This window comes from Kitasatospora sp. NPDC018619, assembly GCF_044391605.1.
Lineage (GTDB): Bacteria > Actinomycetota > Actinomycetes > Streptomycetales > Streptomycetaceae > Kitasatospora.
Window position 1 is genome coordinate 299,916 of sequence record NZ_JBISAI010000005.1, and the last position, 24,087, is coordinate 324,002.

A 24,087-nucleotide genomic window follows, 5' to 3' on the forward strand; every position below is an offset into this window, starting at 1 on the left:
TGGGTAATAGCCTCTGGTGGGGCGGGGGCCGTTTGGTTGGTTCTGGGCGGGTGTCTCGGGGGGGAGCCGCGGTTTTTATAGTGGTGTTCTGGGGGGGGGCCCCCGGGGCGGGCCCGTCCGCGTGTATCCCTTTCCTTTCCGTTGTGCAACGCGGATAAAGCGCCGAATGGCCGCCCCGTTGACCTCCGGCTGCCGTCCGGATTCGATGAGCCCGGGGTGGCCGGCGGCCGTTCGTCGTGATCGCCCCGTAAGCGTTCTCGAAAGGAGCGATCGTGCCGGATCGGCAATCCAGTGGAAAGAGTCGGAAACTACCCTCGCTCACCGGGGCACGTTTCTTCGCCGCAGCGCTCGTGTTCTGCTTCCACGCCTCACTCGCCAAGATGCTCGACCCGTTCTCGGACAGGGATTTCGCCGATGGCTACGCGTTTCTGTTCAGTAAGGCCGGATGGGCCGGGGTTTCCTTCTTCTTCGTCCTCAGCGGATTCGTCCTCGCCTGGTCGGCGCGGCCGGGCGACACCCTGGGCGGCTTCTACCGAAGGCGCCTGCTGAAGATCTACCCCAATCACGTCGTGACGTGGGCCGTCGCGCTCCTGTTCTTCTCGGCCGCCGCGGCGGGGCCGGAGGTGTGGCTGCCGAACCTCCTCCTGGTCCATTCCTGGGTGCCCGACCTGAACACGTTCGTCAGCGTCAACCAGCCGAGCTGGTCGCTCTGCAGCGAACTGCTCTTCTACCTGCTCTTCCCGCTCCTGTGGCGCGGGGTTCGCGCCATCAGGGGCGACCGCCTGTGGGTGTGGTTCGGCATCGCCTTCGCGGGCCTGCTCGGCACCCAGCTGGTCATCCACGCCTGGGTGCCGGCCACCCCCCGCCTCGCCGAGTGGCCGTTGTCCGAGACGCAGTGGTGGCTGGCCTACAACATCCCGCCGCTGCGGCTCTTCGAGTTCGTCCTGGGCATGCTGATGGCCCGGGTCCTCAAGGAGGGCCGCTGGATCGGCCTGGGCATAGCGCCCGCGCTGGCCCTGACCGGCGCCGGCTACGCGCTCGCCCTGGTGGTTCCCTGGCAGTTCGGTCTGAACGTGACCCTCGCCGTGCCGCTGGCGCTGCTGGTGACGGCGTTCGCCGCCGCCGACGTCGCCGGGCGCCGGACCGGTCTGCGCGGCCGGTTCGTCTCCCTGCTCGGCGAGGTCTCGTTCGCGTTCTACCTGGTGCACTACCTGGTCCTGCTCGCCGTCCACGACCTGCTGGGCGAGCGGAAGTTCGACACGCCGACGGCGCTCGCCGTGATCGTGGCCGCCTTCACCGCCTCCCAGCTGGTGGCCTGGGTGCTCTACGTGTGCGTGGAGCGGCCGGTCATGCGGCGGTGGGCCTCGGGCGGCCGGCGGAAGCGGGCGGCGGACGCGCCCGCCGGCCCGCCCGCGGCGGACGAGCCCCAGCTCGCGGCGCACCGGGCCTAGCCACCCGCGCGCGCCGGAGGGCCGGAAGGCCGTAGAGCCGGACAGCAGGAAAGCGGAACATCAGGAAAGCCGGACAGCAGGGACAACAGGACAGCAGGAAAGCAGGAGGGCGGGACCCTTGGGTCCCGCCCTCCTGCTCAGCTCGCGCCGTACGCCGCGCCCACGTCACCGCGCACGGCGGCCCCGCCCCGTCACAGCACGCCGCGCAGCACCCCGCCGTCCACCCGCAGCGCCGAGCCCGTGGTCGCGGACGCCTGGTCCGAGCAGAGGTAGACGGCGAGGTTCGCGACCTCCTCCGAGCTCGCCAGGCGGCCGAGCAGGGAGGTCGGGCGCTCCTTCTCGATGAACAGGCGGCTCGCCTCCTCCAGCGAGGAGGCCTCGTCCCCGACCAGCTCCCAGACGAACCTCTCGACGCCCTCGCTCAGCGTCGGCCCCGGCAGGATGCTGTTCACCGTCACGCCGCTCCCGGCGACCGCCTCGGCCAGGCCCCGGGCGACGGTCAGCTGGGCGGTCTTGGTCATGCCGTAGTGCACCATCTCCGGCGGCACCTGGACGGCGGACTCGCTGGAGACGAAGACGGTCCGGCCCCACCCCCGGCGCACCATCGCGGGCACGTAGTGGCGCGACAGCCGGATTCCGCTCATCACGTTCACGTCGAAGAACCGCTGCCATTCCTCGTCCTCGATCTCGAAGAGCGGCTGCGGCGCGAAGATTCCCGCATTGTTCACCAGAATGTCCACCTCGGGAACGGCCTCGGTCAGCACGCGGCAGCCGTCGGCCGTCCCGACGTTCGCCGCGACCGTACGTACCCGAGTCGTGGTGTCGAACTCCCCCAGCGCCTTTTCGAGACGCTCCTCCGTCCGGCCGTTGAGAACCACCTCCGCGCCGGCCGCGTGGAGCCCCTTGGCGACGGCCAGGCCGATCCCCGCGGTGGACCCGGTAACCAGTGCGGTGCGGCCCGAAAGATCGATGTGCATGGCGGAGAGCCCCTTCTCGTTGGTTTGGCGAAATTTGCTGTGCGACTCTAACCCGAGCTGGACACGAACTGGGGTGTTCGGGAAAGACTCGGCTCGCACACCGGAACGTCGGCGGGAGAGCGAAATGGTGCAATACAATCTGGACGGAAAAGTCGTCCTCATCACCGGTGCCGGCGGCGGCATAGGCCTGGCCACGGCCCGCGCCTTCGTCGCCGAGGGCGCGTCGGTGGTGGGCGGCGACCTGGATCCGGAGGCGCTGGACTCCCTGGGGAGCGACCAGGTGCTTCCGGTCCGGGTGGACCTGCGCGACCGGGACGGTGCCGGGCACCTCGTACGGGCGGCGCTGGAGCGCTTCGGCCGCGTCGACGTCCTGCACAACAACGCCGGGGTCGCCGCGGTCAGGCCGGACGGGTTCCTCGGCGTCGACGACGACGCCTGGCGGGCCAGCCTGGACCTCAACCTGCTCGGCTACGTGCGGATGGCGCGCGCGGTGCTGCCGCACATGCTGGAACGCGGCAGGGGGGTCCTGCTCCACACCGCGTCCGAGGCGGCGCGGATGCCGAACCCGAGGTTGCCCGACTACAGCGTCACCAAGGCGGGGATCCTCAGCCTCTCCAAGGCGCTGGCACGGGAGTTCACCCCGCGCGGGGTGCGCTCCAACGTGATCTCGCCGGGCTTCATCCGCACCGCGATCTACGATCGGCCGGGCGGTCTGGCCGACGCGCTGGCCGAGGAGTTCGGCACCGACCGCGAGACGGCGCTGAAGCGGTACGTGGAGCTCAACGGCATTCCCGCGGGGCGGCTCGGGAGCCCGGAGGAGGTCGCCTCGACCGCGGTGTACCTGGCGTCGGACCTGTCGGGCTTCATCTCCGGTGCCGAGATCGTCGTCGACGGCGGTGTCACACCGACCGTCTGACCGTGACCGGACCGGTGCGGCGGTGGCCGCACGGCGTCCCGGGGCGGGGTGGGCCCCGTCCGGAAAACCACACACCGGGGCGCCGGACCAGGGTGCTACCGTCAAGATCATCCGGTGGGCGACCGCTCCTGTGCACGGAGTGACGAAGTGCTGCACCGGTGTTCCGTACGCGTGCGACAGCGTCGCCGCACGCCGTTTCAGCCGGGGGGAACGGGAACGTAGCCCCCTCATGGGCGAAGTTCGAAGGAGCTGTTGAGTCTTGAAACGAGTCACCCTTGTCATGGGCACTCGCCCGGAGGCCATCAAGTTCGCGCCGGTGATCCGGCTGCTGCAGCAGGACCCGCGCTTCGAGCCGGTCGTGGTCTCCACGGGCCAGCACCGCGAGATGTTGCACGAGACGCTCACCGCCTTCGGCCTGGGCGTGGACATCGACATGGCCGTGATGCGAGAACGCCAGACGCTGTCCGGCACCACCGCGCGAATACTCGACGGCCTCGACTCCTACGTGCCGCAGCACCGGCCGGACGCCATGCTCGTCCACGGCGACACCGCGACGACGCTGGCCGGCGCCCTCGCCGCCTTCCACCACCGCATCCCCCTGGTGCACGTCGAGGCCGGCCTGCGCAGCGGGCGGCTGTCCTCCCCGTTCCCCGAGGAGGGCAACCGCCGTCTCGTCGCCCGCGTCGCCGACCTGCACCTGGCGCCGACCTGGGGCAACCGCGGCAACCTGCTGCGCGAAGGCGTCCCCGCGAGCGAGATCGTGGTGACCGGGAACACCGTCATCGACGCCCTGCGCTGGGGCGCGGAGCACGCGGCCGACTGGGACCGGCCCGAGCTGGCCGACCTGGGCCAGGAGAGCCGCAAGGTCATCCTCGCCAGCGCGCACCGCAGGGACGCCTGGCCCAACCTGCGCGACATCGCCGAGGCCTGGCGCCGGCTCGCCGACCGCGGCGACGTGCGGATCGTCGTCCCGCTGCACCTGAACCCGGCCGTCCGCGAGGCGATCCTGCCCGTCATCAGCGGCCACCCGAACATCACCGTGACCGACCCGCTGCCCTACCTGTCCTTCTGCAAGCTCCTGGACCGCGCCGACATGATCATCTCGGACAGCAGCGGAGCCCAGGAGGAGGGGCCGGCGCTCGGCACCCCGACGCTGGTGCTGGCCGACGTCACCGAGCGGGTGGAGACGATCGAGACCGGCGCGGCCCGCCTCGTCGGCAAGACCACCGCGGGCATCGTCGCCGCCGCCACCACGCTCCTCGACGACAGCGCGGCGTACTCGCGGATGGCGCGGGCGGTCAACCCGTACGGCGACGGCCTCGCCGCCCAGCGCACGGTGGACGCGCTGGCCCACCACTTCGGACTCGGCCCGGCCCCGACCCTCTTCGCCCCCGACCTCACGCTGGTCGCGCCGTCCTTCCGCGACGACATGGCCCAGCTCGCCGGCTGACCGCCGCCGGGCACCCCACCGCCGTACGCGCACCACACAGCGCCGTACGCGCACCACACACCGCCGACCGAGGACACCCATGACCCGTACGACACCCGCCCGTTCCGCGACCCCGGGCCCGGACCCGGTCGAGGCGCCGGCCCCGGCTCCGGTCGCCGCGGGCCCCGACCCCGCCGGCGCCGGAGCACCGCTCGCCTTCTCCACCCGCGGTCTGCACGCCCGACTCACCGCCCCCGGCGCCGAGACCCCGCTCCGGGAGGAGACGCTCGTCGTCAACCTCTCCGCCGAGCCGCTCGACCTGGGCACCGAGCGCCCCTCCCAGGTGGCACCCCTCCAGTCCGCCGTCCTCGACCGGGTGACGCTGCGCCACCCGGCCCCGCTGCTGCTGCTCACCGGTCTGCGCACCGAGCGCATCGACGGCCTGGGGGCACGGGAGGGCTGGCTGCGGATCGGGAACGACCCGGCGGTGGCGGCCGGCGCGGGCGAGGGCGAGCCCTTCCCCGCCGCGACTCCGCTGTGGCGCTCCCCGATCGCGCAGCTGGGCACCGTGACCCTGCCGCCGCACCTGCTCGGCGCGCCCAGCGAGGCCCGGACACCCGTGCCCCTGAGGCTCCAGGCGAACCTCTGGTACGCACCCGCCGGCACCGACTGCCACATCCACCGCAGGCACGACTTCCTGGAAGTGCACGCCCAGGTCGCGGGGCGCGGACGGATGCAGAAGTTCCACGCGCAGGACGCGCGGACCCGCTACCAGGACGTGGCCCTGGAGCCGGGCAGCACCCACGCCCCGTTCTGCGGCTACGACGCGACCGGCACGTGGAGCTACCCGTGGCACCGCTACTGGGCGGACACCGACTGCGTCTGGCTGGCCCTCGAATACCACCCCTGCTGAACGGTAGGGCTTCCGACATCCCACCGGCACCTGGAGTTTGACGCCATGACGAACACCTCAGACGGTTCCTCCGTGCGCATCCCCCGCTTCGGCGCCGAGGTCGTCACCGACCAGCTCAGGGACGGCTACTGGCTGGAGGCGACCGACCTCGACGGCGACGGCCGCACCGACCTGTTCGGCTACGGACTGCGCCTGGGCGAGATCTACTGGTACCGCAACGACGGCAGCTGGGAGCGCCGGCTCGTCGCCGACGGCATCCACATGCCCGTCGGCGCCGACTTCGCGGACATCAGCGGCAACGGCGTGGCCGACATCATCGTCTGCCACGAGCTCTACGGACCGATCGGCACCATCGTCGACCCCGACCCCCAGGGCGGGAAGATCAGCTGGCTGGAGAACCCCGGACAGCCCGACAAGGACCCCTCGCGGTGGACCCGCCACTACGTGGGCCGGGCGGTCGGCATGCACCGGCTGCGGGCCGGCTACTTCACCCAGCGCGAGCGCCTGGAGATCATCGGCCTGCCGATCGTCGCCGTCGAGGACGTCCACGCCGTGCTGCCCGTCGTCATGTTCACCCAGCCCGACGACGTGCACACCGCCGACGAGTGGCCGATGACCGTCATCGACGACCGCAACTTCCGCATGATCCACGGCGCGGAGAAGAAGGCGGGGCTCATCCCCGGCAGCGACCTCGACAGCCTGCTGCTCGCCTCCGACGAGGGGGTCACCTGGCTGTACTGGGACGAGGAGCGGGCCCAGTGGCAGCGGGAGTCGTTCGGCACCGGCGAGCGCGGCCAGTTCGAGCGGACCGGGTTCCGCGGCAGCGGCGACCTGAACGTCGGCCGCCTCGGGGACGACCCGCTGGCGTACGTCGCCGCCGTCGAGCCCTTCCACGGCAACACCGTCGCCGTCTACACCAAGCAGCCGCAGGCGGACGGGACCACCGGCTGGACCCGCAGCATCCTCGACGTCTTCGGCGACCCCAACGAGAACGGCGAGGGCCCCGGGCACCAGATCGTCTGCGCCGACTTCGACGGCGACGGCGACGACGAGTTCCTCGTGGCGCTGCGCGGCCCCTGGCCCTGGCAGGGCGTCTTCTACTACAAGGCCGTCGACGGGCGGGGCGGGGTGTGGAGCAAGTGGCGGGTCGCCGACGAGTCGGTGGCCCGGATCGCCCTCGGCGACTTCGACGGCCGGGGCCGGATCGACTTCGCCACCATCTCGTACGCCGTCGACAACTACTACGTGGCCAAGGACGCCAGGATCGTCCTGCACCGCAACCGGATCGGGGAGAGCTGATGGCGCCCCGCGTGCGCAAGGCCGTCATCCCCGCCGCGGGGCTCGGCACCCGGTTCCTGCCCGCCACCAAGGCGACGCCCAAGGAGATGCTGCCGGTCGTCGACAAGCCCGCCATCCAGTACGTCGTCGAGGAGGCCGCCGCGGCGGGCCTGGGCGACGTCCTGGTGGTGACGGGCCGCAGCAAGCGGGCCCTGGAGGACCACTTCGACCGCAACCACGAACTCGTGACCACGCTCCGCCGCAAGGGCGACGACCGGCGCCTGGCCTCGGTGACCGCCCCCGACGCCCTGGCGAACATGCACTACGTCCGCCAGGGCGACCCGCTGGGGCTCGGGCACGCCGTCCTGTGCGCGGCCGACCACGTCGGCTCCGAACCCTTCGCGGTACTGCTCGGCGACGACCTCATCGACCCGCGCGACCCGCTGCTGACCACCATGCTCGACGTGCAGGAGCGGTACGGCGGCAGTGTGGTGGCCCTGATGGAGGTGCCCGACGGGGACATCGGCCTCTACGGATGCGCGTCCGTGACGTCGGCGGCGGGCGACGTCCGCCGGATCGTGGACCTGGTGGAGAAGCCCGAGCCGGGCACCGCCCCGTCGAACCTCGCGGTGATCGGGCGCTACGTCCTGGCTCCGGAGATCTTCGACGTGCTGAGGGCCACCGGGGCCGGACGCGGCGGGGAGATCCAACTCACCGACGCCCTGCGGACGCTGGCCCGCGGCGAGGCGGCCGGCGGCCCCGTGCACGGGGTCGTGTTCGACGGCCGCCGCTACGACACCGGGGACCGCGGCTCCTACCTCCAGGCCGTGGTGCGGCTCGCCTGCGAACGGGACGACCTGGGGCCCGACTTCCAGGAGTGGCTGCGCAAGTTCGTGGCGACCGAACTGTGAAGCACGGGATGTGACGGGCGCCGGGACGGCGAGGCGCCGGGCGGCGGTGGGGGCGGGCACGGGTCCGTGCTCCGTGACCGTGGCGGGACGGCACCGACCGCGGTGCCCTTGCCGCCGTCCGGTTTCGGGCGCCGGGTGCGCCCCGGCCGCGTCGTCCGTGCCGGCCGCGGGGGCGTGAGCGCGGGGGCGGGCACGGTGTCCGGACGACTTCCGTTCGGCGTCCCGGTCGTTCGCGTCCCGGTCGTCCGCGGGCCGTTCGACTCCCGGCGCGGTTTCGGGTGCGGTTCCCCTTGACGGGGACCGCACCTGTTCGCGTTCGGGGCGTTCGAGGGCGCGGACGGGCTGGTGCGGGGCGGGACGGTCTTCCGGGGGCGGGCCGGCCCGACTGCCCGCCCCCGACGGGCGCCCGCGGTGCGGTGCGGGCGCGCGTACTGTGGGGCCGGGGTGTGCCGGAGGAGCGGAGAGGTGGACGATGCGCACGGTGGGGCGGGCGGTTCGGAGCGCGGCGCTGGCGGCGGTGGTGGGGGGAGGGGTGTTCCTCGGCGTCCGCGGGCTGGCGGACTTCGCCCACCGTACCCACAACCAGGTGGGCGTCCCGGTGCTGGTGCTGCTCGTCCTGATGGCCGTCTACCTCCCCTGGGTGGTGCGGCGGGACGACCCCACGGTGTGGATGGCGGTGCTCGGCGCCGTCGCCACGGTCATGCTGTTCGTCCACATCGCCCTGCTGGACACCCGGGCGCTGCGCGAGCACGGCCTGGAGCAGCACGCCCGGATCACCAAGGTGCAGACGAAGTTCAACGCCGACAACACCGACTACCAGGTGTACACCCTGGAGGCCCTGGACGGTCCGCCGATCGACGAGACGGCCACGGGAAGCCTCGGCGGTTCGCGGCGGGTCGGCGACGTCGTCACCGTCACCACGGACTCCACCGGCCGGATCGCCCCGAAGCTGGGCGGACTGCCGAGCGCGGCCACGCAGGCGTGGCTGGGCCGGGTCGACACCGCCCTCGCCGTCCTCGTGGTCGCGGTGCTGATCGGTTGGACGGCGGAACGCACCGGGAAGCGCCCCGGCCGGCGGCGCGGCTGACCCGGCGGACGCGGCTGACCCGCCGGCGCGGCTGCCCCGGCGGGCGTCCGTGAGCGCCGGCTGCCGGGGTCGCGAAACGCTCCGGGCGGAATTCCGCGCTCGTCGGTAATTCCTCCCGGGCGGCCCGGCGAAATGCGGCCCCGGCGAGCTGGGAATTTCGCCGCGACGTCCGGGCCATTTCACCGGGGGAGCCCGGGTGTGCCCCGGATCCCGGCTGTGCCGGGGCGGGCCGGATGCGGGGCGATTGTTCCACGGATGGATGTTTGTCCGGCAACAGCGGTGAACATGGGGCCATGTCATCACGAAATGGACACGATGTGATCCGTGTCACGTCGAAGGCCCGTTGACGGAGAACGGTCAAACAATCAATAATCCCGCTAAGCAGCTGCTGTATCTCTCGTCCGTCAGGTTTTCACCGAATCCTCCGGAATTCAGGAGTCCACCGGGTACGCAGGCCCGGGAAGGACATCGGGCCCGCCCGGGGCCGGAAAGCGCGGCCTGCGGGTGGGCTTCCGCAGCGGGGCGTGCTGCCCCGTCGTGCGCCGGCGGGGCGCGACCCGCTTTCGCTCCGGGATTTCGCGAGCCCCGCGCGGTGCGGGGGGCTCGCGCCGGAATGGGTGTGACGGTGTTGTGCGCATGGGGTTCGAATGTCGTAATGACCAGGGCCGTGGTCCGCTTTCTCGGATTCCCTGGCGGCCGCCACCCGCCCGGGCGAGCGCGACCGCGCGGACCGGGTGCGGATTCCCGCTCCAGGAGAAAGAGGCAGGAACAGTGATTGTCGACAACGCTCTTGTCCGGTACTACGAAGAGATCCGCGCAGCCCTGCGGGACCTCCTGGGCGATGCGGGAAAGACCGGTTCCGAAGGTTTCACACCGGGCGTCGAACTGCCCGAACTCACTCCGGCCGTGCAGGAGTACCTCGCCGTCTCCGGCCTCGCCCACACCGCGATGCCGTCGTACCGGGGCCGGAATCTCGCGCTGCTCGACCTCACGCGCAACCCGGGCACGATGACGACCAAGACCTTCGCGTCCCTGGTCATCGTGGCCAGGGCGGTCCGCTTCATCCAGGACACCGGGCAGCGGGTCACCATCGTCACGCCGTCCTCCGCCAACAAGGCCATCGCCATGCGCGACGCGGTGCTCCGGGCGATCCGGGCCGGCCTGGTGGACGCGGACCGGCTCAACGTCGTCACGGTGGTCCCCGAGGGTGCGGTGGGCAAGCTGCGCAGCTCCGAGCTGTTCACCGACCCCGGGCTGCGGGCGCGCAACCCGATCGCGGTGTACGGCGGTGCGGAGCCCGGCACCGTGAAGGCCATCGCGCTCGGGTTCGTCGACGAACACCGGAACGCCGTCGAGAAGGAGGCCGAGACCAACCTCTGGTACACGCTCCAGCTGGAGAACTACCTCGCCGCGGACGTGGTCCGGGCGCTGGCCGAGGCCGACCTGTTCCCGTCGGCGCCCGGGACGGCCCGGCTGCACGTGCACGCGGTCTCCAGCGCCTACGGGCTGCTCGGCCACGCCTACGGACGCAGCCGGCTCCCCGCCGACGTCCGCTCCCGGACCCTGCCGCCGCACTACTTCCTGGTGCAGCACCTGGGCGCTCCCGACATGGTGCTCAGCCTGTACAACGAGGGCTCCACCGACACCGCGAACCTCCCGGAGTACGGCTACGACGCGCAAACGGGGCTGTTCACCCAGAGCGCCGACCCGCGCTACCCCGAGCGGACCTTCGACCCGCGGGAGACCCTCGACCCGACCTTCTACACCCGCAACCCGCCCACCTCGCCCCGGATGAACGAGCTGATCCGCACCCAGGGCGGCGGCGGCATCGTCGTCTCGCTCGCCGAGTGCCTCGGCCGCTACGGGCAGGTGCGCGCGCTGCTCGGGGAGGCCGGCGTGCCGCTGCCCGCGAACCCCACCGCGCTGCGCGAGTGGTCCCTGGTGATGGCCGTGACGGGCCTGCTCAACGCCGTCGACCGGGGGCTGGTGCCGCAGACCGAGATCCTGGTGCACGGCTCCGGCAGCTACTCGGCGACGGACTACGGCCACCTCACCGTCCGGGACCTGCACCCGGTGGCCACCGCCGAGGACCTGCGGCGCGTGGTGCTGGACGCCACGCCGTCGGCCTGACCAGCCGCCTGGCCACCCGTCCGACCAGCCGCCTGGCCGCCTGCCTGGCCGCCTGCCTGACCGACCGCCGGCGCCGGGGCCCGTCCGCGCGGGGCCCGTCCCGCCGAACCGCCCGGCGCGCCGGGCCCCGCCGACCCGACCGCCGGCGACGCCCCCCCGCCACCGACGAACCGCCGAGGTGACAGCCCCGTGGCCCCTGCCGTCCCGCCCCCGCGCGCCATGCCGCAGCAGCGGCTGCGCATGCACACCGGTTACCACTGGCGCAACAGCGGCAACCCGGTCCTGACCACCGCCCGGACCGTCTGGGACACCCGGGACGGCGCCACCTTCCCCGCCGTCCACTCGGAGGCCGGGGGACTGTCGGTGAGCTACGCGGGCCTCGCCGAAGGCCTCGCGTACACCCTGGAGTTCACCGAGCTGCGGCGCGGGGCCGACGTCCACGGCGTGCGGCGCCGCAGCGGCCGGCTGACCGGAGCGGCCCTGCGGGACCCCGCCCGGCTGCCCGACGCCGACATCGTCATCGTCGGCACGAGCGCCGCCCGGGCCCGGGCCCTGCCGCGCCGGGCCTCACTCATCGTGCCGATGCGGGTGCACTTCGTGATCGACTTCGACGCGGACCCGGACACCGTGCTCCGGCGCATCTCCAAGCGGGAGCGCCAGCAGTTCAAGCACGACCTGAAGGACCACGACTGGACCTGGGGGCTCAGCCGCGACCCTGCCTGGTTCGACCACTTCTACGACCGGCTCTACCGCCCCACCATGTTCCAGCGGCACGGGGAGCGCGAGCGCACCGAGACCAAGGACGTCTCCTACGAGTGCCTCTTCCGCGGCGGCCGGATGTTCGTCCTGCGGCAGGACGGCGAACCGATCGGCGGAGCGCTCTGCCACTGGGACCGGGGGTCGGGGACGATGACGCTGCGCCTGCTGGGCGTGGTCGACGGCGCGCCGGAGCACTACGACAGCGGCGCCTTCAAGGCGATCTACCACTTCCTCATCGACTGGTGCGCCCGCCACGGCGTGCGCCGGCTCGACTTCCAGGGCACCGAGCCCTTCGTCAGCAAGGGCACCTACCAGTGGAAGCGGCGGTTCGGCACCCGGGTGGTGCCGCCGCCCAACCACTTCGGCGCCAAGCGGCTGTGGCTCCAGGTCCGCGGCGACACCCCGGCGGTGCGGGACTACCTGGTCGCCAACCCCGTCCTGGCCGAGCGGCCGGACGGGAGCCTGGAGGCGGTCTACTTCCGCGACGGGCGGCGCGCCCCCCGGTTCGACTACTCCGCCAAGTCCCCGGGGGTGGCGGCCGTGCGCGAGGTGGACCTCGACGAGTTCCTCGCCGCAGCGGTGCGCACCCCCGCGGGAAGGGCCCGCCCGTGACCGCCCGGTGGTACGGCAGCGCACCGCCTCCGCTCGACGGCCGGCTCGAACTGCCCGCCGTCCGGCGGGAACTGGCCCGGGTGGAGGACGGCGAGTACGCCCGGGTGGTGCCGGTGGCGTCGTCCCTGCGGCCCGTCCTGCTGCCGCGCACCTCCTACGACGAACTGTTCACCGCGACGGCCGACCTGCTGGCGCTGCTGCGCCGGACGCTGCTGGAGAGCGCCCCGACGGCGGCCGGCCGCATCGCCGCGCTCGGCGCCGACGAGGCGATGTACCCCCTGGTCATGGACGGCCCGGCCGAGGAGGACTACGCCACCTGCATCGCCCGCCCCGACGTCATGGTGGGGGCGGACGGCCCCAGGTTCCTGGAGTTCAACATCGGCTCCGGAATCGGCGGGGTGGTGGACACCGCCCTGCACACCGCCGCGTGGGTGGCGGCCTACGGCGGCCCCGGGCGGACGCCGTTCGACGCCGTCGATCCGCTCGCGGTGCGCGACGAGCTCTTCGTGCGCGCCGTGCGGGAGCTCGGCGTCCGGCCCGCGGTCGCGATCGTCGGCACGCTGCGCGACTTCGGCGGCGCCCCCAGCCGCTACTTCGCAATCCAGGAGGAGTCGCTGCGCCGGCGCGGCCTGGCGGCCGAGACCTTCGAGCCGGAGGACCTCCTCGACGGGCTCGGCCTGCCGGGGGAGCCCCGCTACCGGCTCGGGCTGCGCCACTTCACGATCCTCGAATGGCTCGGCCACGGCATCGACCTCGCCCCGGTGCGGACGGCCCTGGACGCCGGCGTGCGGCTCATCGCGAGCCAGACCGCGTACCTGGTCGCCAACAAGAAGGTGCTCGGCTGGGTCTCCGAGGGGAGGCCGTGGATGACGGACCGGGACCGGCGCACCGTCGAGCGCTACCTGCCGTGGACACGCGTGGTCGGGGACCGGCCCGTCGAGCGGCACGGCCGGACCGTACCGCTCCCGGACCTGCTCCTGGACCGCCAGGAGGACTTCGTGCTGAAGCCCGCGATCGGGATGAGCGGGCAGCAGGTGCTGGTGGGCCGCTCGTGCCCGCCGCAGACCTGGCGGGCGGCGGTGGCCGCGGCCGTCGCGGCGCAGGACCACGTCGTCCAGGAGTGGGTGGAACCCGCGCCCTACCGGATGGAGTTCGACGGCCCGGACGGCTCCGGCGGCCACGAGGCCGAGGTGGTGCCGGTCTTCAGCCCCTTCCTGTTCGACGGGCGGGCCGCCGGCTGCATGGTGCGCTACCTCCCGCCCGAGCGGGACGGCGTGGTCAGCATCCACGGCCACGGCGCCCTGTCGAACGTGGCCTTCGCGCTCCGCTGACCCCTGCGACTGTCCCCAGGAGGACGACATGACGACCTACTCGCGGGCCGACCACGGCCCGGTGTCCGTGGCCTACACGCCCGAACTCGACGGCGGCGGCAACACCTTCGGCCGGGCGTACGCGCCGTTCGTCCGCTCCCGGTTCGGCCGGGTCGGCTCGGTCTTCGAGTGGTGCGCCGGCCCCGGGTTCATCGGCTTCTCCCTGCTGGCGGCCGGCCTGTGCGACTCGGTGGACCTGGGCGACGTGAACCCCGCCGCCGGGGAGGCCGTCGAGCGGACGATCGTCGAGAACGGGCTGCGCGGCCGGGCCCGCTTCCACCTCTCCGACGGCTTCGACGACGTGCCCGCCGAGCTCCGCTGGGACCTGATGGTCGGCAACCCGCCGCACGTCAACCAGGCCGCGGCCGCCTCGGAGTACCAGCGCTCGCACTCGCCGCTGATCTGGAAGGACACCGACTGGGCCATCCACCGCTCCTTCTACGCCGCGGCGGCCGAGCGGCTGCGGCCCGGGGGCTCGGTCGTCATCCAGGAGAACCACCGCTTCTCCACCCCGGAGGACTTCACCGGGATGGTGGAGAAGTCCGGCCTGGAGGTCGTCGGGGCCTTCGACTGCGGCGAGGGCCACGAGGACTACTACTTCCTCTGGTCCCGGCTGCCCGGCCCGGCGGCGCCGTGAGGCCCCGGCCCCGGCCCGGGGACGCCGTGAGGCCCCGGCCCCGGCCCGGGGACGCCGTGAGGCCCCAGGCCCGGTCGGGGGACGCCGTGAGGCCCCGGCCCCGGCCCGGGGACGCCGTGAGGCCCCAGGCCCGGTCGGGGGACGCCGTGAGGCCCCGGACGTCCCGAGAGCCCGGCCCTCCGCAGACCCCGGACGTCGTGAGACCCCCGCTCCGGGCGCCCGTTCCACCCCGACCCCACCGGACCCCCCAGCGCGAGGAGAGCGCATCATGCTGCGTTCCATGATGAAGTCCAAGATCCACCGGGCGACCGTGACCCAGGCCGACCTCCACTACGTCGGGTCGGTCACCGTGAGCGCCGACCTGATGGAGGCGGCCGACCTGCTCCCCGGCGAGCAGGTCGACATCGTGGACATCGACAACGGCGCCCGGCTCACCACCTACGTCATCGAAGGCCCCCGCGACTCCGGGGTCATCGGCATCAACGGCGCCGCCGCCCGGCTGATCAGCCCCGGGGACCTGGTGATCATCATCGCCTACGGGACGGTCACCGACGACGAGGCCCGGGACCTCAAGCCTCGGGTGGTCTTCGTCGACGGGCACAACCGGCCGGTGAGCGTCGGCGCGGACCCCGCCGAAGCGCCCGAGGGCTCCGAGCTGCGGCGCGGCGACCGGGTGTCGCCGTGACGGGGGCCGCGGAAGACGAGGGGCGGCCGGGCGTGAACCCCGTGATCACCTGGATCTACCAGTCCGAGGACCTCGACCCGGCCGCGGTCGAGGCGTTCGAACAGGGCATCACCCGGCGCTACTCGGCGCTCTCGCGGCCCCGCGGCCTCGACTTCCGGGTGATCAGCGCCACCGAACTGGTGCCGTCCTGCGTGGGCGGGCGGCCGGTCCTGCGCCACGGCGACGAGGACCTGCTGGAGCAGCGGCAGTGCTTCGTCGTCGAGGACATGGCCACCGACCCGCAGGGCCTCCAGGCGCTGCGGGCGGTCTACCGCACCATCGAGGCGAGCGACTCCGTCCTGCTCAACCGCTCGTACACCGGCCCCGACTACCTGGAGCGCGACAAGCTCGCGCAGCTCCAGTACGCCGCAGGCCTGGGCATCCGGACGGCGGACACCGTCGCCGTGCCGCCCGGCAGGTACGCCCGGCGGGTGCTCGGGGAGGTGCGGCGCGGCCTCGGCGACGGGCCGTACATCGTCAAGCCCCGTGAGCTGACCGGCGGTTACGGGGTCCTGCGGGTCGACTCGGAGCAGCAGCTCGGCGCGGTGGTCGACCTCGTCGCCCAGGCCGTCGGCGGGTACCTGGTGCAGCCGCTGATCCCGCACCACGGCGACATGCGCGTCTACCTGGCCGACGGCGGGATCGTCTCCTCGATGACCCGCCGCCCCCGCCCCGGCGGCTACCTGGCGAGCGTCAGCCAGGGCGGGTCCGTCGACGTGAACCGGGACCACGACCTGGTCGCGGACCAGTGCGTGCGCCTCGCCCGCGAGCTGCGGGCCGAGTGGATCTGCGTGGACTGGCTGATGACGGACTCCGGGCCGGTGCTGAACGAGTGGAGCACCGCGCACGGCGGCTTCACGGTGATGCCGGAGCCGGAGCTCGGGAAGGTCGCCGACGCCTTCTTCGGCTGGATAGCCCGCCGCTTCGCGGAGAAGCCGCCGGCCCGCTGAGCCGCCGGGCGGTCGGCGCCGCGGCCCGTGCCGCACCCGTTCGCTCCGGCGGGTGCGGCGCGGGGCGTGATGCGGAGCGCGGTGCGCCGTCCGGCCGTGCTCAGTCCCGGTCGGCCGGGCGGAGCGCCTGGCGCAGCCGTACCGCCCAGACGATCACGGCCGCGAGCGCGATCGAGACCACCGCCGTGGCCATTCCGGCCTGGATGCCGACGGAGACGGTGATGGTGCTGGCCACCAGCGCGCCGAGCGGGACGCCCAGGCCCGAGGACAGCATCCGGCGGGTGGTGTTGACCCGGCCCTGGAGCTCGGGCGGCGTCACCTCCTGGGAGTACGTCATGGTGTTCACCAGGACGACCAGGTACGCCGTTCCCCAGGCGGCCAGGGCCGCCAGCGCGACCAGCCAGTTCGAGGTGAGCACGACGACGAGGCCGAGCAGCGCCCCGACCGGCAGCACGCCGAGCAGCAGCGGGAAGGCCTCGAAGCGCCGCCGCAGCCGGGGCAGCAGGAGCGAGCCGCCGATGCCCCCGGCGCTCCAGGCGGTGAAGAGCAGGCCGATCCGCCCGTCGGAGCCGTGGATGCCCAGCGAGCGGTCGGCGAAGACGACCAGCTGGCCGACGATGGCGCCGCCGGAGAACGACTGGAGGGTGCCGACCACGGTCATGACCCGCAGCGTGGGATGGCCCGCCAGGAACCGCAGCCCCTGCCCTATCGACTCCCGGAAGCCCGGCCGCTCGGCGTGCGGGGCGGCGGCGCGCGGCGCGACGTTGGTGACCGCCCTGATGAACAGGGCCGACACGGCGAAGCTCAGGGCGTCGAGCGCGAGGGTGCCGGCCGGGCGGAAGAGCGCGATGAGGCCGCCCGCCACGGCGTTGCCGGCGATGCGGACGACGGTCTCCGCGCCGTAGATCGCGCTGTTGGCCTGGGCCAGGCCGTCCTTCCCCACGATGTCGGGGACGAAGCCGTAGACGCCCGCGTCGAAGAACAGGGCGAGGCTCGCGGACAGGAACGCCACCAGCATGACGTGCCACGCCGTCAGCGCGCCCAGCGCCCAGGCGAGCGGCACGGTGGCGAGGCAGAGGGCGTTGAGCCAGTCGGTGGCGATCATCAGCGCGCGCCGGTCCACGCGGTCCGCGACGGCGCCCGCGATCAGGCCGAAGGCCAGGTAGGGCAGGGTCCCGGCGGCCGCGACCAGGGAGACCAGCAGCGGCGACCCGCTCTCCTGGAAGACCAGGACGGGGAGCGCCACGGTGGTGATCGCGGACCCGAGGCCCGAAACGGCGCGGGACAGCCAGAAGTTGCGGAACCCCTCGATGCGGCGGAGGGGGATCGCCTGCGCGGTGGACATCTCGTGACCGGCTTCCGTTCCTGGAGGTGACGGTGGGTGGGGCGCCCGGGCCGGCTGCCGGTTCCCGGCGCACTCCTGACGGCGCGACAGGTCAGCGGGACGGCGGTCGGCGCGGCGTCCCGGGCGGGCGGTCCGGAAATCACGAAACATTCGGCACTGTAGCAGCTCGTTGCGCTCATGACACCCGTGGAAGGGGCCTGCGGCGACAGGTCGGCCCACCCATGAGAAAATGAAATCCATGTTCATGTAGAGTCTCCCGGGTCGACCCGACAGAACGGAGGCCCCGATGTCCGCCCACTGCCAACTGACCGGCCGCAGGCCCGGCTTCGGCAACGCGATCTCGCACTCGCACCGCCGCACCCCGCGCCGCTTCGACCCCAACATCCAGCGCAGGCGCTACTGGCTGCCCAGCGAGGGCCGCCACATCCGCCTCACGCTCAGCGCCAAGGGCCTGAAGACCGTCGACACCATCGGGATCGAGGCCGCCGTCGCCCGGATCCGCGCCCGGGGGGAGAAGGTCTGATGGCCAAGCAGAGCAAGATCGCCAAGAACGAGCGCCGCCGCGCCCTCGTCGCCCGCTACGCCGAGCGCCGCGCCGAGCTGAAGAAGACCGTCGCGCGGCCCACCAGCACCCCCGAGGAGCGCGCCGCCGCCCAGCGTGAGCTGGCCCGCCAGCCCCGGGACGCCAGTGCCACCCGGGTCCGCAACCGCGACGCCGTGGACGGCCGGCCGCGCGGCTACCAGCGCGCCTTCGGCCTCTCCCGGATCAACCTGCGCACCATGGCCCACGCCGGACAGCTGCCGGGCGTGCGCAAGTCGAGCTGGTGAGCGCCGTGCCCGAACACCTCAGGCTCCCCGTGGTCGTGGTCGCCGGCCTGCACCGCGCCGAACGCCGCCGTGCCGTCCAGGAGTTGCTGGACGGCGGCGTCGACGGCGTGGTCCTGCACCACGACCTGCGCGACGCCGGCCGGGGCACCGTCCACCGCGAACTGCGCGACGGCGACGGCGTGTACGACACCGGCGACCTGCCGTTGACCAACGACTGCCCGTGCTGCGCCCTGCGGGAGGACCTGCTGCCGGTGCTCGCCGGCATCGCCGAGGCCGGCGAGCACGGGCTGGCGGTCGTCGAGCTCTGGGGCGGCAGCGACCCGCACCCGGTGGTCGAGGTGATCGCGGGCGGCGAGGTGGACGGCCGCCCGATGGGCGAGCTGATCGAGCTGGCCGGCGTGGTCACCGCGGTCGACCCCGACCGGCTGATCGGTGAACTCTCCGTCTCCGACGACCTCCGCGAGCACGGCGAGCACACCTCGGCCGACGACGCCCGCACCCGCGCCGAGGCGCTCGCCCACCAGGTCGAGTACGCCACCACGATCGCCGTCGCCCGCGGCGGCGAGGCCGGACTGTCGATGCTGCGCCAGTTGCACCCGACTGCACGGCGGGTGCTGCTCGGCTCCGGCGAGCTGCTGCGCGCGGCGTTCGGAGGCTTCGACGTCGCGGCCGCCCGGGACCGGGTCAACCCGGCGCTGGCCCTGCTGCCGCAGGAGCACGACGAGGCGGGCGTGGCCACCCTGGTGTGGGAGCGCCGCCGCCCGCTGCACCCGGCGCGGCTGCACGACGCGCTGGAACAGCTCGTCCCGGCGGCCCAACGCAGCCGCGGCCGGTTCTGGCTGGCCAACCGGCCGGAGCTGATGCTGGCCTGGGACGCGGCCGGAGCCAACCTCGCGGTCGAGGAGTGCGGGCCGTGGCTGGCCGCGCTGCCGGACGCCGCCTGGGAGCTCTACCCGCCGGCCCGCCGGGCCGCCGCCGCCCTCGACTGGCACCCCGCCCACGGCGACCGCGTCCAGCAACTGGTCTTCCTGGCCGCGGGGCTGGACACCGACGGCATCGTCGAGCTGCTCGACTCCTGCCTGCTCACCGACGCCGAACTGATGGCGGGGGAGCAGGGCTGGAAGTCCCTCCCCGACGCCTTCGCCGACCTGCTCGAACCCGTTTCCTGACCGACCGAAGGATGGCCCCGAATGGCCCGACGCCCCGGCGGCGGCAGCCCCGCCCGTCCGCGCCCGAACCCCCTGTTCGAGGCCGGCATCACGTACATCGACTACAAGGACACCAACCTGCTGCGGAAGTTCGTCTCCGACCGCGGCAAGATCCGCAGCCGCAGGGTCACCCGGCTGACCGCCCGGCAGCAGCGCGCGATGGCCCGGGCGGTCAAGAACGCCCGGCAGATGGCCCTGCTGCCGTACGCCTCCACCGCCCGCTGACCTCCGCACCTCCGAACCTCCGGACCACCGACCTCCGGACCACCGACCTCCGACCTCCGACGGGAGCCCCGACATGGCCGTTCCGAAGCGCAAGACGTCCCGCAGCAACACCCGCCACCGCCGCTCGCAGTGGAAGGCCGCCGCCCCGCAGCTCGTGCCGATCACCGTCGAAGGCCGCGAGCACCTGGTTCCCCGCAACCTGGCGAAGGCCTACGAGCGGGGCCTGCTCGTGCCGTGAGGCACGGACCGGCCCGCCGAGGGGCCGCAGCCCGTGGGGGGCTGCGGCCCCTCGGCATGACCAGCGGCCACACCTGCCGCGCCCTGAAAAGGGCCCTCTGGCGCCGCTTCGACTCCCTGCTGATCGAGTCCAGCGGTACTCCGAACCGACTCCGGTCGCCGGTGCAACCCGCCGCGACGCGCGTTGCCTTGCCCGCTCCCGCGTCTATGCCGCCGACACGTTCCAACTGATCCGGACGGCCCTGACCGGCGGCAAGAGCGTGCCGGACACCGTCCGCACCCGCCCCCGTGTGTTCGCCACGCTCACCGCACCGCCCGTCGGCGCCGTCCACAACCGCCCACCGACGCGGGCGGTGTCCTCCGGCCCTGCCGCTGCGGCAAGCGCCCCGAACCCGCCGACGCGCCGATCGGCACACGGCTGAACCCGAAGACCTGCGACTACCCGGGCGCGGTGCTGTTCAACGCCCACGCCGGAGCTTTGTGGGCTCGCGTCACGATCTAGTTTCGCCGCAGGATCTCCGCCCGGCTCGGCCTGACCCAGAAGGCGGCCTGCGCCGTGCTGAGCGTCTCCTTCGCCAAGTCCGTCGAGTACCAGAAGCGCGGCCTGGTCCACTGCCCGGCCGTGAGCCGCTTCGCCGGCCCGGACGGCAAGTTTGCCCCGCCTCGCCGTTGAACCCACGGGCGGTCGATGATCCGGACTGCTGGGAGTTCGGCAAGCGCCCGGAGTTCGAGGCGCCCAAGCGCTGGAAGTGGGCGCGCATGCTCGGCTTCCGGGGCCACTTCTCCACCAAGTCCCGCTGCTATTCCGTCACCCCCGGCCAACTGCGCGACGACCGCCGCACCTGGCGCACCGAACAGGCCCGCACACACCGCTGACCTGCCCGACCTCGACCCTTGTCACGGGCCGCTGGGCCTACCACCGCTCCGGCCACGGCCCCGGCGTGCGATTCCTCGCCGCCGTCGCCTGGCACCCCAGAGAACCGGCGCGGCAGTTCACCGCAGAAGGCGGGTGCTGAAGCTCGCCAAGCTCGCCCCAGGGACGTCCGCACAGGGCGTAGCCACCTCCGCGCCACCTGTCAGCGCTGCGTCCCGCGGTCTCGATGCCGCCCGCACACAGCCCCGCTGCTGCGGCCACCGGCGCGCGCTAAGGCAAGCGGCTCTCCCCGCTGACCCTCGCCTACATCCACTCCGTGCTCAAGTCCGGTCTGGAGCATGTCGTGCGGGAGGAAGAAATTCCGCGCAACGTTGTCCGTAACGTCCGCACCGGCACACCCCGCCCCCGCCGCTTCGAACCCCTTACCCGCCGACGAGGCCCGCACCCTCCTCGCCGCCGCCCAGGGCCGCCGCCCCCACGCGCTTTTCGAACTCGCCCTCCGCACCGAGGGCGAACTCCTCGGCCTGCGCTAGGAAAGCCTCGACCGGGCCGGCGGCACCGCCAGCATCCTCCGAACCCTCCAGCGCACCCGCACCGGCGGCCCAAGTCAGTCAGCTCCGAACGTCGCATCGCCCGCCCGGCCCCCTGCCTGCTCGCACTCCGCGCCACCGCAAGCAGCAGGCCCACGAGAAGGAGAACATCGGCGCGGCCTGCGGAGACAGCCGCCACGTCTTCACCTGGCCCGACCGGCCAACCCATCGAACCCACCACCCTCACCTACCACTTCATCGCACTCCTCCACCAGATCCGCTTCCACGACCTGAGGCGCTCGACTGCGACCCTCCTCCTCGAGCAAGGCGTCGAACTCGTCGTCATCACGGAACTCCTCAGCCACGCCCGCATCGGCGTCACCGCCACCGTCTACGCACACGTCCGCCTCCGCCTCCAGCGCGACGCCATCGACCTCCTCGGCCCGCACCCTCGGCAAGCCCTCCGGCACCGACCCGGACAACGGCGCCGGTCCGCCGCTTTGTGCAGCACCTGTCCGCTGACGTTGCCGTCAACTACTGCCGTCAAACACCTCAGTGGCCCTACTGGAAGAAACTCCAGTAGGGCCACTGGGCCATGTCAGTCGGTCACGCGGAACGCGAGAGGTTCTTCATAAACTGAAGCGCCAATCGACCCGAGTTCAGTATAGTCGGTGAAGTTCTCGCCCTTCGGCATCTCTGATAACTACTTGCCCAGGCGGCCAGATAGAAATTCCGCCCGGCCAGTAGAAGATCTCTATCTCTTCGGCCAAATCTCCTTCGAGATTTGCATACACCACTTCGGAAGGGCTCAGCTCATAGGACATCCCGCTCGGCTCGAACATCACCGTGAACGAGCTGCGTTCGTCGGCCGAGATTTTGATACGGAAACCTTCAGTCCCCATGGCTATGGCCTCCCCCAGGCATCCAGGACCTGCTGAACGAGCTCGACGCGGACCGGAGCCGTCGAGTTGGATGGAATACCAATCGCTGCACCCCTATACATGTCGAAGAGAACTTCAGCATCTTGCTTCGAAGCGAGTCCACGCAGCTGGATATCCGACAATCCAGTATTTCGATCGGAGGAGACCCTACCATTGCCCCAAATTCGAGCCCCTACCTGGCCCACCGTTTCACCGCTCGGAAGAACCGTTTTCGCATTCCATGTACCCTACGGGTGCACTGTGCCCGCATCCGCGTTATCAATCACAGTTCCGTCAGAGCTGACAGTGAACCTCGGGTCGCAATTTGAGTTGTGAACAAAGACCGGAGTGTTCCCCGCGAGTACATAGTACGTTTGGCGCGGCGCCCGGCCCTACCTGCTTCTTCGCAGCTCAGGCGTTTTGACGGTCCATCGGGGCCCGTGGTTGTGCTGCGGCATCGACGCCGCCCGAGACCAGCATCAGTGCTGCGCCGTCGGGAGGTGCTGCTTCAAGCGACTGTCCCCGCTGCCGCTGGCCTACGTCCACTCCGTGCTCAAGTCCGCCCTGTAGCACGCCGTCCGAGAGGAGGAGATTCCCCGCAACGTCCGCATGGGCACACCCCGACCCCGCCGTTTCGAACCGCTCACCGCCGGCGAGGCCCGCCAGTTCCTCGCCGCCACCGCCTGCACGCGCTGTTCGAACTCGCCCTGCGCACCGGGCTCCGCAAGGGCGAGCTCCTCGGCCTGTGCTGGGAAGACCTCGACCTGGCCGACGGCATCGCCAGCATCCGCCGCACCCTCCAGCGCACCAACTCCGGCGGCCTGACCGCACTGCCGACCAAGACTCAGAGCTCGGAGCGGCGGATCGCCCTACCGACGCCGTGCCTGCACTCTCTCGAACGGCACCGCACCCGGCAACGTCAGGAACGCGAAGCGGCGGGCGGGGGCTGGAAGGACAGCGGCTACGTGTTCACCCGGCCCGATGGCGCGCCGATCGAGGGTGCAACGCTCACTCGGTACTTCAACGCCCTGCTCCGCCGGGCTGGACTCCGCCGCATCCGGTTCCACGACCTCCGCCACTCAGCGGCCGCCCTACTCCTGGAACAGGGCGTCGAACTTGTCGTGATCAAGGAACTCCTCGGCTACACCCACATCGGCGTCACCGCCACCGTCTACGCCCACGTCCGGCTGCGCCTCCAGCGCGACGCCATCGACCTCTTCGGCAACGCCCTCCGCGCCCCCGCTAAGTCCGCCACCCGGACCGACGACGGCGACGAACCGCCTCTTTGTGCAGCAGCCGTCCGCTGACGTTGCCGTCAACTACTGCCGTCAAGACGCCGAGAAGCCCCGCCAGAATTCAACTGGCGGGGCCTCTCAGATTTCACTACCGAATCATTTTATGATTCATGCAGCGAGCGGTAGGCCGCATACATGCGGGCCAATTCGAGCGAATTGTCCCGCACTTCCATGAAATCGGCCAGCAGGGAGAAAAGACAATCCACGGCCTGCCGTTCCTGATCCCTATCCAGGTCGACCGAGTGCCCGATCGACTCACCCTCGAAGGCGATCTCCAGAACTAGGGCTTGCCATCCGAGACTGGTTTGATATCCGCGCCTTACGACGAGCCACTCACTGAATCCCTTCAGAAGGCCCCCGAAGCTTCCAGCGTCAAGACCGATGAGGAATGCCACGCTGGACCGGTACGTGCCATCGAGGCCAAACAGTCCAGGCCTGGCATGCACCTTCGCGATCAGATCCTTGTGGTTCACAGCTCTTC

General features: G+C 72.0%; 25 protein-coding genes and 2 pseudogenes. 23 read left to right on the top strand and 4 right to left on the bottom strand.

The window, feature by feature from the left end:
* The first annotated feature begins 272 nt into the window (after positions 1 to 272).
* Complete coding sequence (locus ACH5AR_RS10445; protein WP_396300961.1) at positions 273 to 1,451, top strand: acyltransferase family protein; 1,179 nt, start codon at positions 273 to 275, stop codon at positions 1,449 to 1,451.
* A 191-nt stretch (positions 1,452 to 1,642) separates the two neighbouring features.
* Here the strand turns inward: ACH5AR_RS10445 and ACH5AR_RS10450 are convergent, their stop codons facing one another.
* Positions 1,643 to 2,428 (bottom strand): SDR family NAD(P)-dependent oxidoreductase, encoded by a 786-nt coding sequence (locus ACH5AR_RS10450; protein WP_396300962.1) that lies wholly within the window; start codon positions 2,426 to 2,428, stop codon positions 1,643 to 1,645.
* A gap of 124 nt (positions 2,429 to 2,552) precedes the next feature.
* On the opposite strand from ACH5AR_RS10450, the gene ACH5AR_RS10455 reads away from it, so the two are divergent.
* From ACH5AR_RS10455 to ACH5AR_RS10510, 12 genes are all read left to right on the top strand, one after another.
* Complete coding sequence (locus ACH5AR_RS10455; RefSeq protein WP_396300963.1) at positions 2,553 to 3,344, top strand: SDR family NAD(P)-dependent oxidoreductase; 792 nt, start codon at positions 2,553 to 2,555, stop codon at positions 3,342 to 3,344.
* A gap of 259 nt (positions 3,345 to 3,603) precedes the next feature.
* The gene (gene wecB / locus ACH5AR_RS10460; RefSeq protein ID WP_396300964.1) at positions 3,604 to 4,794 is read left to right on the top strand and encodes a non-hydrolyzing UDP-N-acetylglucosamine 2-epimerase; all 1,191 of its coding nucleotides are present in this window, start codon (positions 3,604 to 3,606) and stop codon (positions 4,792 to 4,794) included.
* Positions 4,795 to 4,873: 79 nt separating this feature from the next.
* Entirely contained in the window at positions 4,874 to 5,686 is an 813-nt protein-coding gene (locus ACH5AR_RS10465) for a hypothetical protein (RefSeq protein ID WP_396300965.1), read from the top strand.
* A 45-nt stretch (positions 5,687 to 5,731) separates the two neighbouring features.
* On the top strand, positions 5,732 to 6,985 hold the full coding sequence (locus ACH5AR_RS10470) for an FG-GAP repeat domain-containing protein (RefSeq protein WP_396300966.1): 1,254 nt from the start codon (positions 5,732 to 5,734) through the stop codon (positions 6,983 to 6,985).
* Complete coding sequence (gene galU, locus ACH5AR_RS10475; protein WP_396300967.1) at positions 6,985 to 7,875, top strand: UTP--glucose-1-phosphate uridylyltransferase GalU; 891 nt, start codon at positions 6,985 to 6,987, stop codon at positions 7,873 to 7,875. Before ACH5AR_RS10470 ends, galU begins: the two co-directional genes overlap by 1 nt.
* Positions 7,876 to 8,347: 472 nt before the next feature.
* Positions 8,348 to 8,962 carry a hypothetical protein gene (locus ACH5AR_RS10480; RefSeq protein ID WP_396300968.1) on the top strand — a complete coding sequence of 205 codons (615 nt, stop codon included), beginning with the start codon at positions 8,348 to 8,350 and terminating at the stop codon, positions 8,960 to 8,962.
* Between the two features lie 771 nt (positions 8,963 to 9,733).
* The gene (locus ACH5AR_RS10485) at positions 9,734 to 11,092 is read left to right on the top strand and encodes a DUF6002 family protein (protein ID WP_396300969.1); all 1,359 of its coding nucleotides are present in this window, start codon (positions 9,734 to 9,736) and stop codon (positions 11,090 to 11,092) included.
* Positions 11,093 to 11,281: 189 nt separating this feature from the next.
* Positions 11,282 to 12,463, top strand: coding sequence for a GNAT family N-acetyltransferase (locus ACH5AR_RS10490; protein WP_396300970.1), 1,182 nt, complete (start codon positions 11,282 to 11,284; stop codon positions 12,461 to 12,463).
* Positions 12,460 to 13,794: a hypothetical protein gene (locus ACH5AR_RS10495; protein ID WP_396300971.1), complete on the top strand. Its 1,335-nt coding sequence runs from the start codon at positions 12,460 to 12,462 to the stop codon at positions 13,792 to 13,794. Before ACH5AR_RS10490 ends, ACH5AR_RS10495 begins: the two co-directional genes overlap by 4 nt.
* Positions 13,795 to 13,822: 28 nt before the next feature.
* The gene (locus ACH5AR_RS10500; protein WP_396300972.1) at positions 13,823 to 14,470 is read left to right on the top strand and encodes a methyltransferase; all 648 of its coding nucleotides are present in this window, start codon (positions 13,823 to 13,825) and stop codon (positions 14,468 to 14,470) included.
* 268 nt (positions 14,471 to 14,738) lie between these two features.
* Positions 14,739 to 15,155 (top strand): aspartate 1-decarboxylase, encoded by a 417-nt coding sequence (gene panD / locus ACH5AR_RS10505; protein ID WP_396300973.1) that lies wholly within the window; start codon positions 14,739 to 14,741, stop codon positions 15,153 to 15,155.
* A gap of 32 nt (positions 15,156 to 15,187) precedes the next feature.
* Positions 15,188 to 16,144, top strand: coding sequence for a RimK family alpha-L-glutamate ligase (locus ACH5AR_RS10510; RefSeq protein WP_396300974.1), 957 nt, complete (start codon positions 15,188 to 15,190; stop codon positions 16,142 to 16,144).
* Between the two features lie 100 nt (positions 16,145 to 16,244).
* Here ACH5AR_RS10510 and ACH5AR_RS10515 read toward each other — a convergent pair whose 3' ends face one another.
* Entirely contained in the window at positions 16,245 to 17,489 is a 1,245-nt protein-coding gene (locus ACH5AR_RS10515) for an MFS transporter (protein WP_396300975.1), read from the bottom strand.
* Between the two features lie 286 nt (positions 17,490 to 17,775).
* On the opposite strand from ACH5AR_RS10515, the gene rpmB reads away from it, so the two are divergent.
* The 9 genes and pseudogenes from rpmB (at position 17,776) to ACH5AR_RS10560 (ending at position 22,026) form a co-directional block, all read left to right on the top strand.
* Positions 17,776 to 18,012 (top strand): 50S ribosomal protein L28, encoded by a 237-nt coding sequence (gene rpmB, locus ACH5AR_RS10520; RefSeq protein WP_396300976.1) that lies wholly within the window; start codon positions 17,776 to 17,778, stop codon positions 18,010 to 18,012.
* The gene (gene rpsN, locus ACH5AR_RS10525; protein ID WP_396300977.1) at positions 18,012 to 18,317 is read left to right on the top strand and encodes a 30S ribosomal protein S14; all 306 of its coding nucleotides are present in this window, start codon (positions 18,012 to 18,014) and stop codon (positions 18,315 to 18,317) included. Before rpmB ends, rpsN begins: the two co-directional genes overlap by 1 nt.
* A gap of 5 nt (positions 18,318 to 18,322) precedes the next feature.
* Positions 18,323 to 19,486, top strand: a complete 1,164-nt coding sequence (locus tag ACH5AR_RS10530; protein ID WP_396300978.1) for a CobW family GTP-binding protein — start codon at positions 18,323 to 18,325, stop codon at positions 19,484 to 19,486.
* Positions 19,487 to 19,507: 21 nt separating this feature from the next.
* Complete coding sequence (gene rpsR, locus ACH5AR_RS10535) at positions 19,508 to 19,750, top strand: 30S ribosomal protein S18 (RefSeq protein WP_396300979.1); 243 nt, start codon at positions 19,508 to 19,510, stop codon at positions 19,748 to 19,750.
* Between the two features lie 73 nt (positions 19,751 to 19,823).
* Positions 19,824 to 19,988 (top strand): 50S ribosomal protein L32, encoded by a 165-nt coding sequence (gene rpmF, locus ACH5AR_RS10540; protein ID WP_396300980.1) that lies wholly within the window; start codon positions 19,824 to 19,826, stop codon positions 19,986 to 19,988.
* Positions 19,989 to 20,085: 97 nt separating this feature from the next.
* Positions 20,086 to 20,660 (top strand): annotated as a pseudogene (locus tag ACH5AR_RS10545) (replication initiator).
* On the top strand, positions 20,657 to 20,863 hold the full coding sequence (locus ACH5AR_RS10550; RefSeq protein WP_396300981.1) for a replication initiator: 207 nt from the start codon (positions 20,657 to 20,659) through the stop codon (positions 20,861 to 20,863). Before ACH5AR_RS10545 ends, ACH5AR_RS10550 begins: the two are co-directional and overlap by 4 nt.
* Before the next feature lie 369 nt (positions 20,864 to 21,232).
* Positions 21,233 to 21,394, top strand: coding sequence for a hypothetical protein (locus ACH5AR_RS10555; protein WP_396301049.1), 162 nt, complete (start codon positions 21,233 to 21,235; stop codon positions 21,392 to 21,394).
* A gap of 287 nt (positions 21,395 to 21,681) precedes the next feature.
* On the top strand, positions 21,682 to 22,026 hold the full coding sequence (locus ACH5AR_RS10560; RefSeq protein WP_396301045.1) for a hypothetical protein: 345 nt from the start codon (positions 21,682 to 21,684) through the stop codon (positions 22,024 to 22,026).
* Positions 22,027 to 22,050: 24 nt separating this feature from the next.
* Here the strand turns inward: ACH5AR_RS10560 and ACH5AR_RS10565 are convergent, their stop codons facing one another.
* Entirely contained in the window at positions 22,051 to 22,293 is a 243-nt protein-coding gene (locus ACH5AR_RS10565) for a hypothetical protein (protein ID WP_396300982.1), read from the bottom strand.
* A 465-nt stretch (positions 22,294 to 22,758) separates the two neighbouring features.
* Between ACH5AR_RS10565 and ACH5AR_RS10570 the strand changes: the two are divergent.
* Positions 22,759 to 23,618 (top strand): annotated as a pseudogene (locus tag ACH5AR_RS10570) (tyrosine-type recombinase/integrase); the annotation flags it as partial.
* 89 nt (positions 23,619 to 23,707) lie between these two features.
* Here the strand turns inward: ACH5AR_RS10570 and ACH5AR_RS10575 are convergent.
* Entirely contained in the window at positions 23,708 to 24,079 is a 372-nt protein-coding gene (locus ACH5AR_RS10575) for a hypothetical protein (protein ID WP_396300983.1), read from the bottom strand.
* Between the last annotated feature and the right edge of the window lie 8 nt (positions 24,080 to 24,087).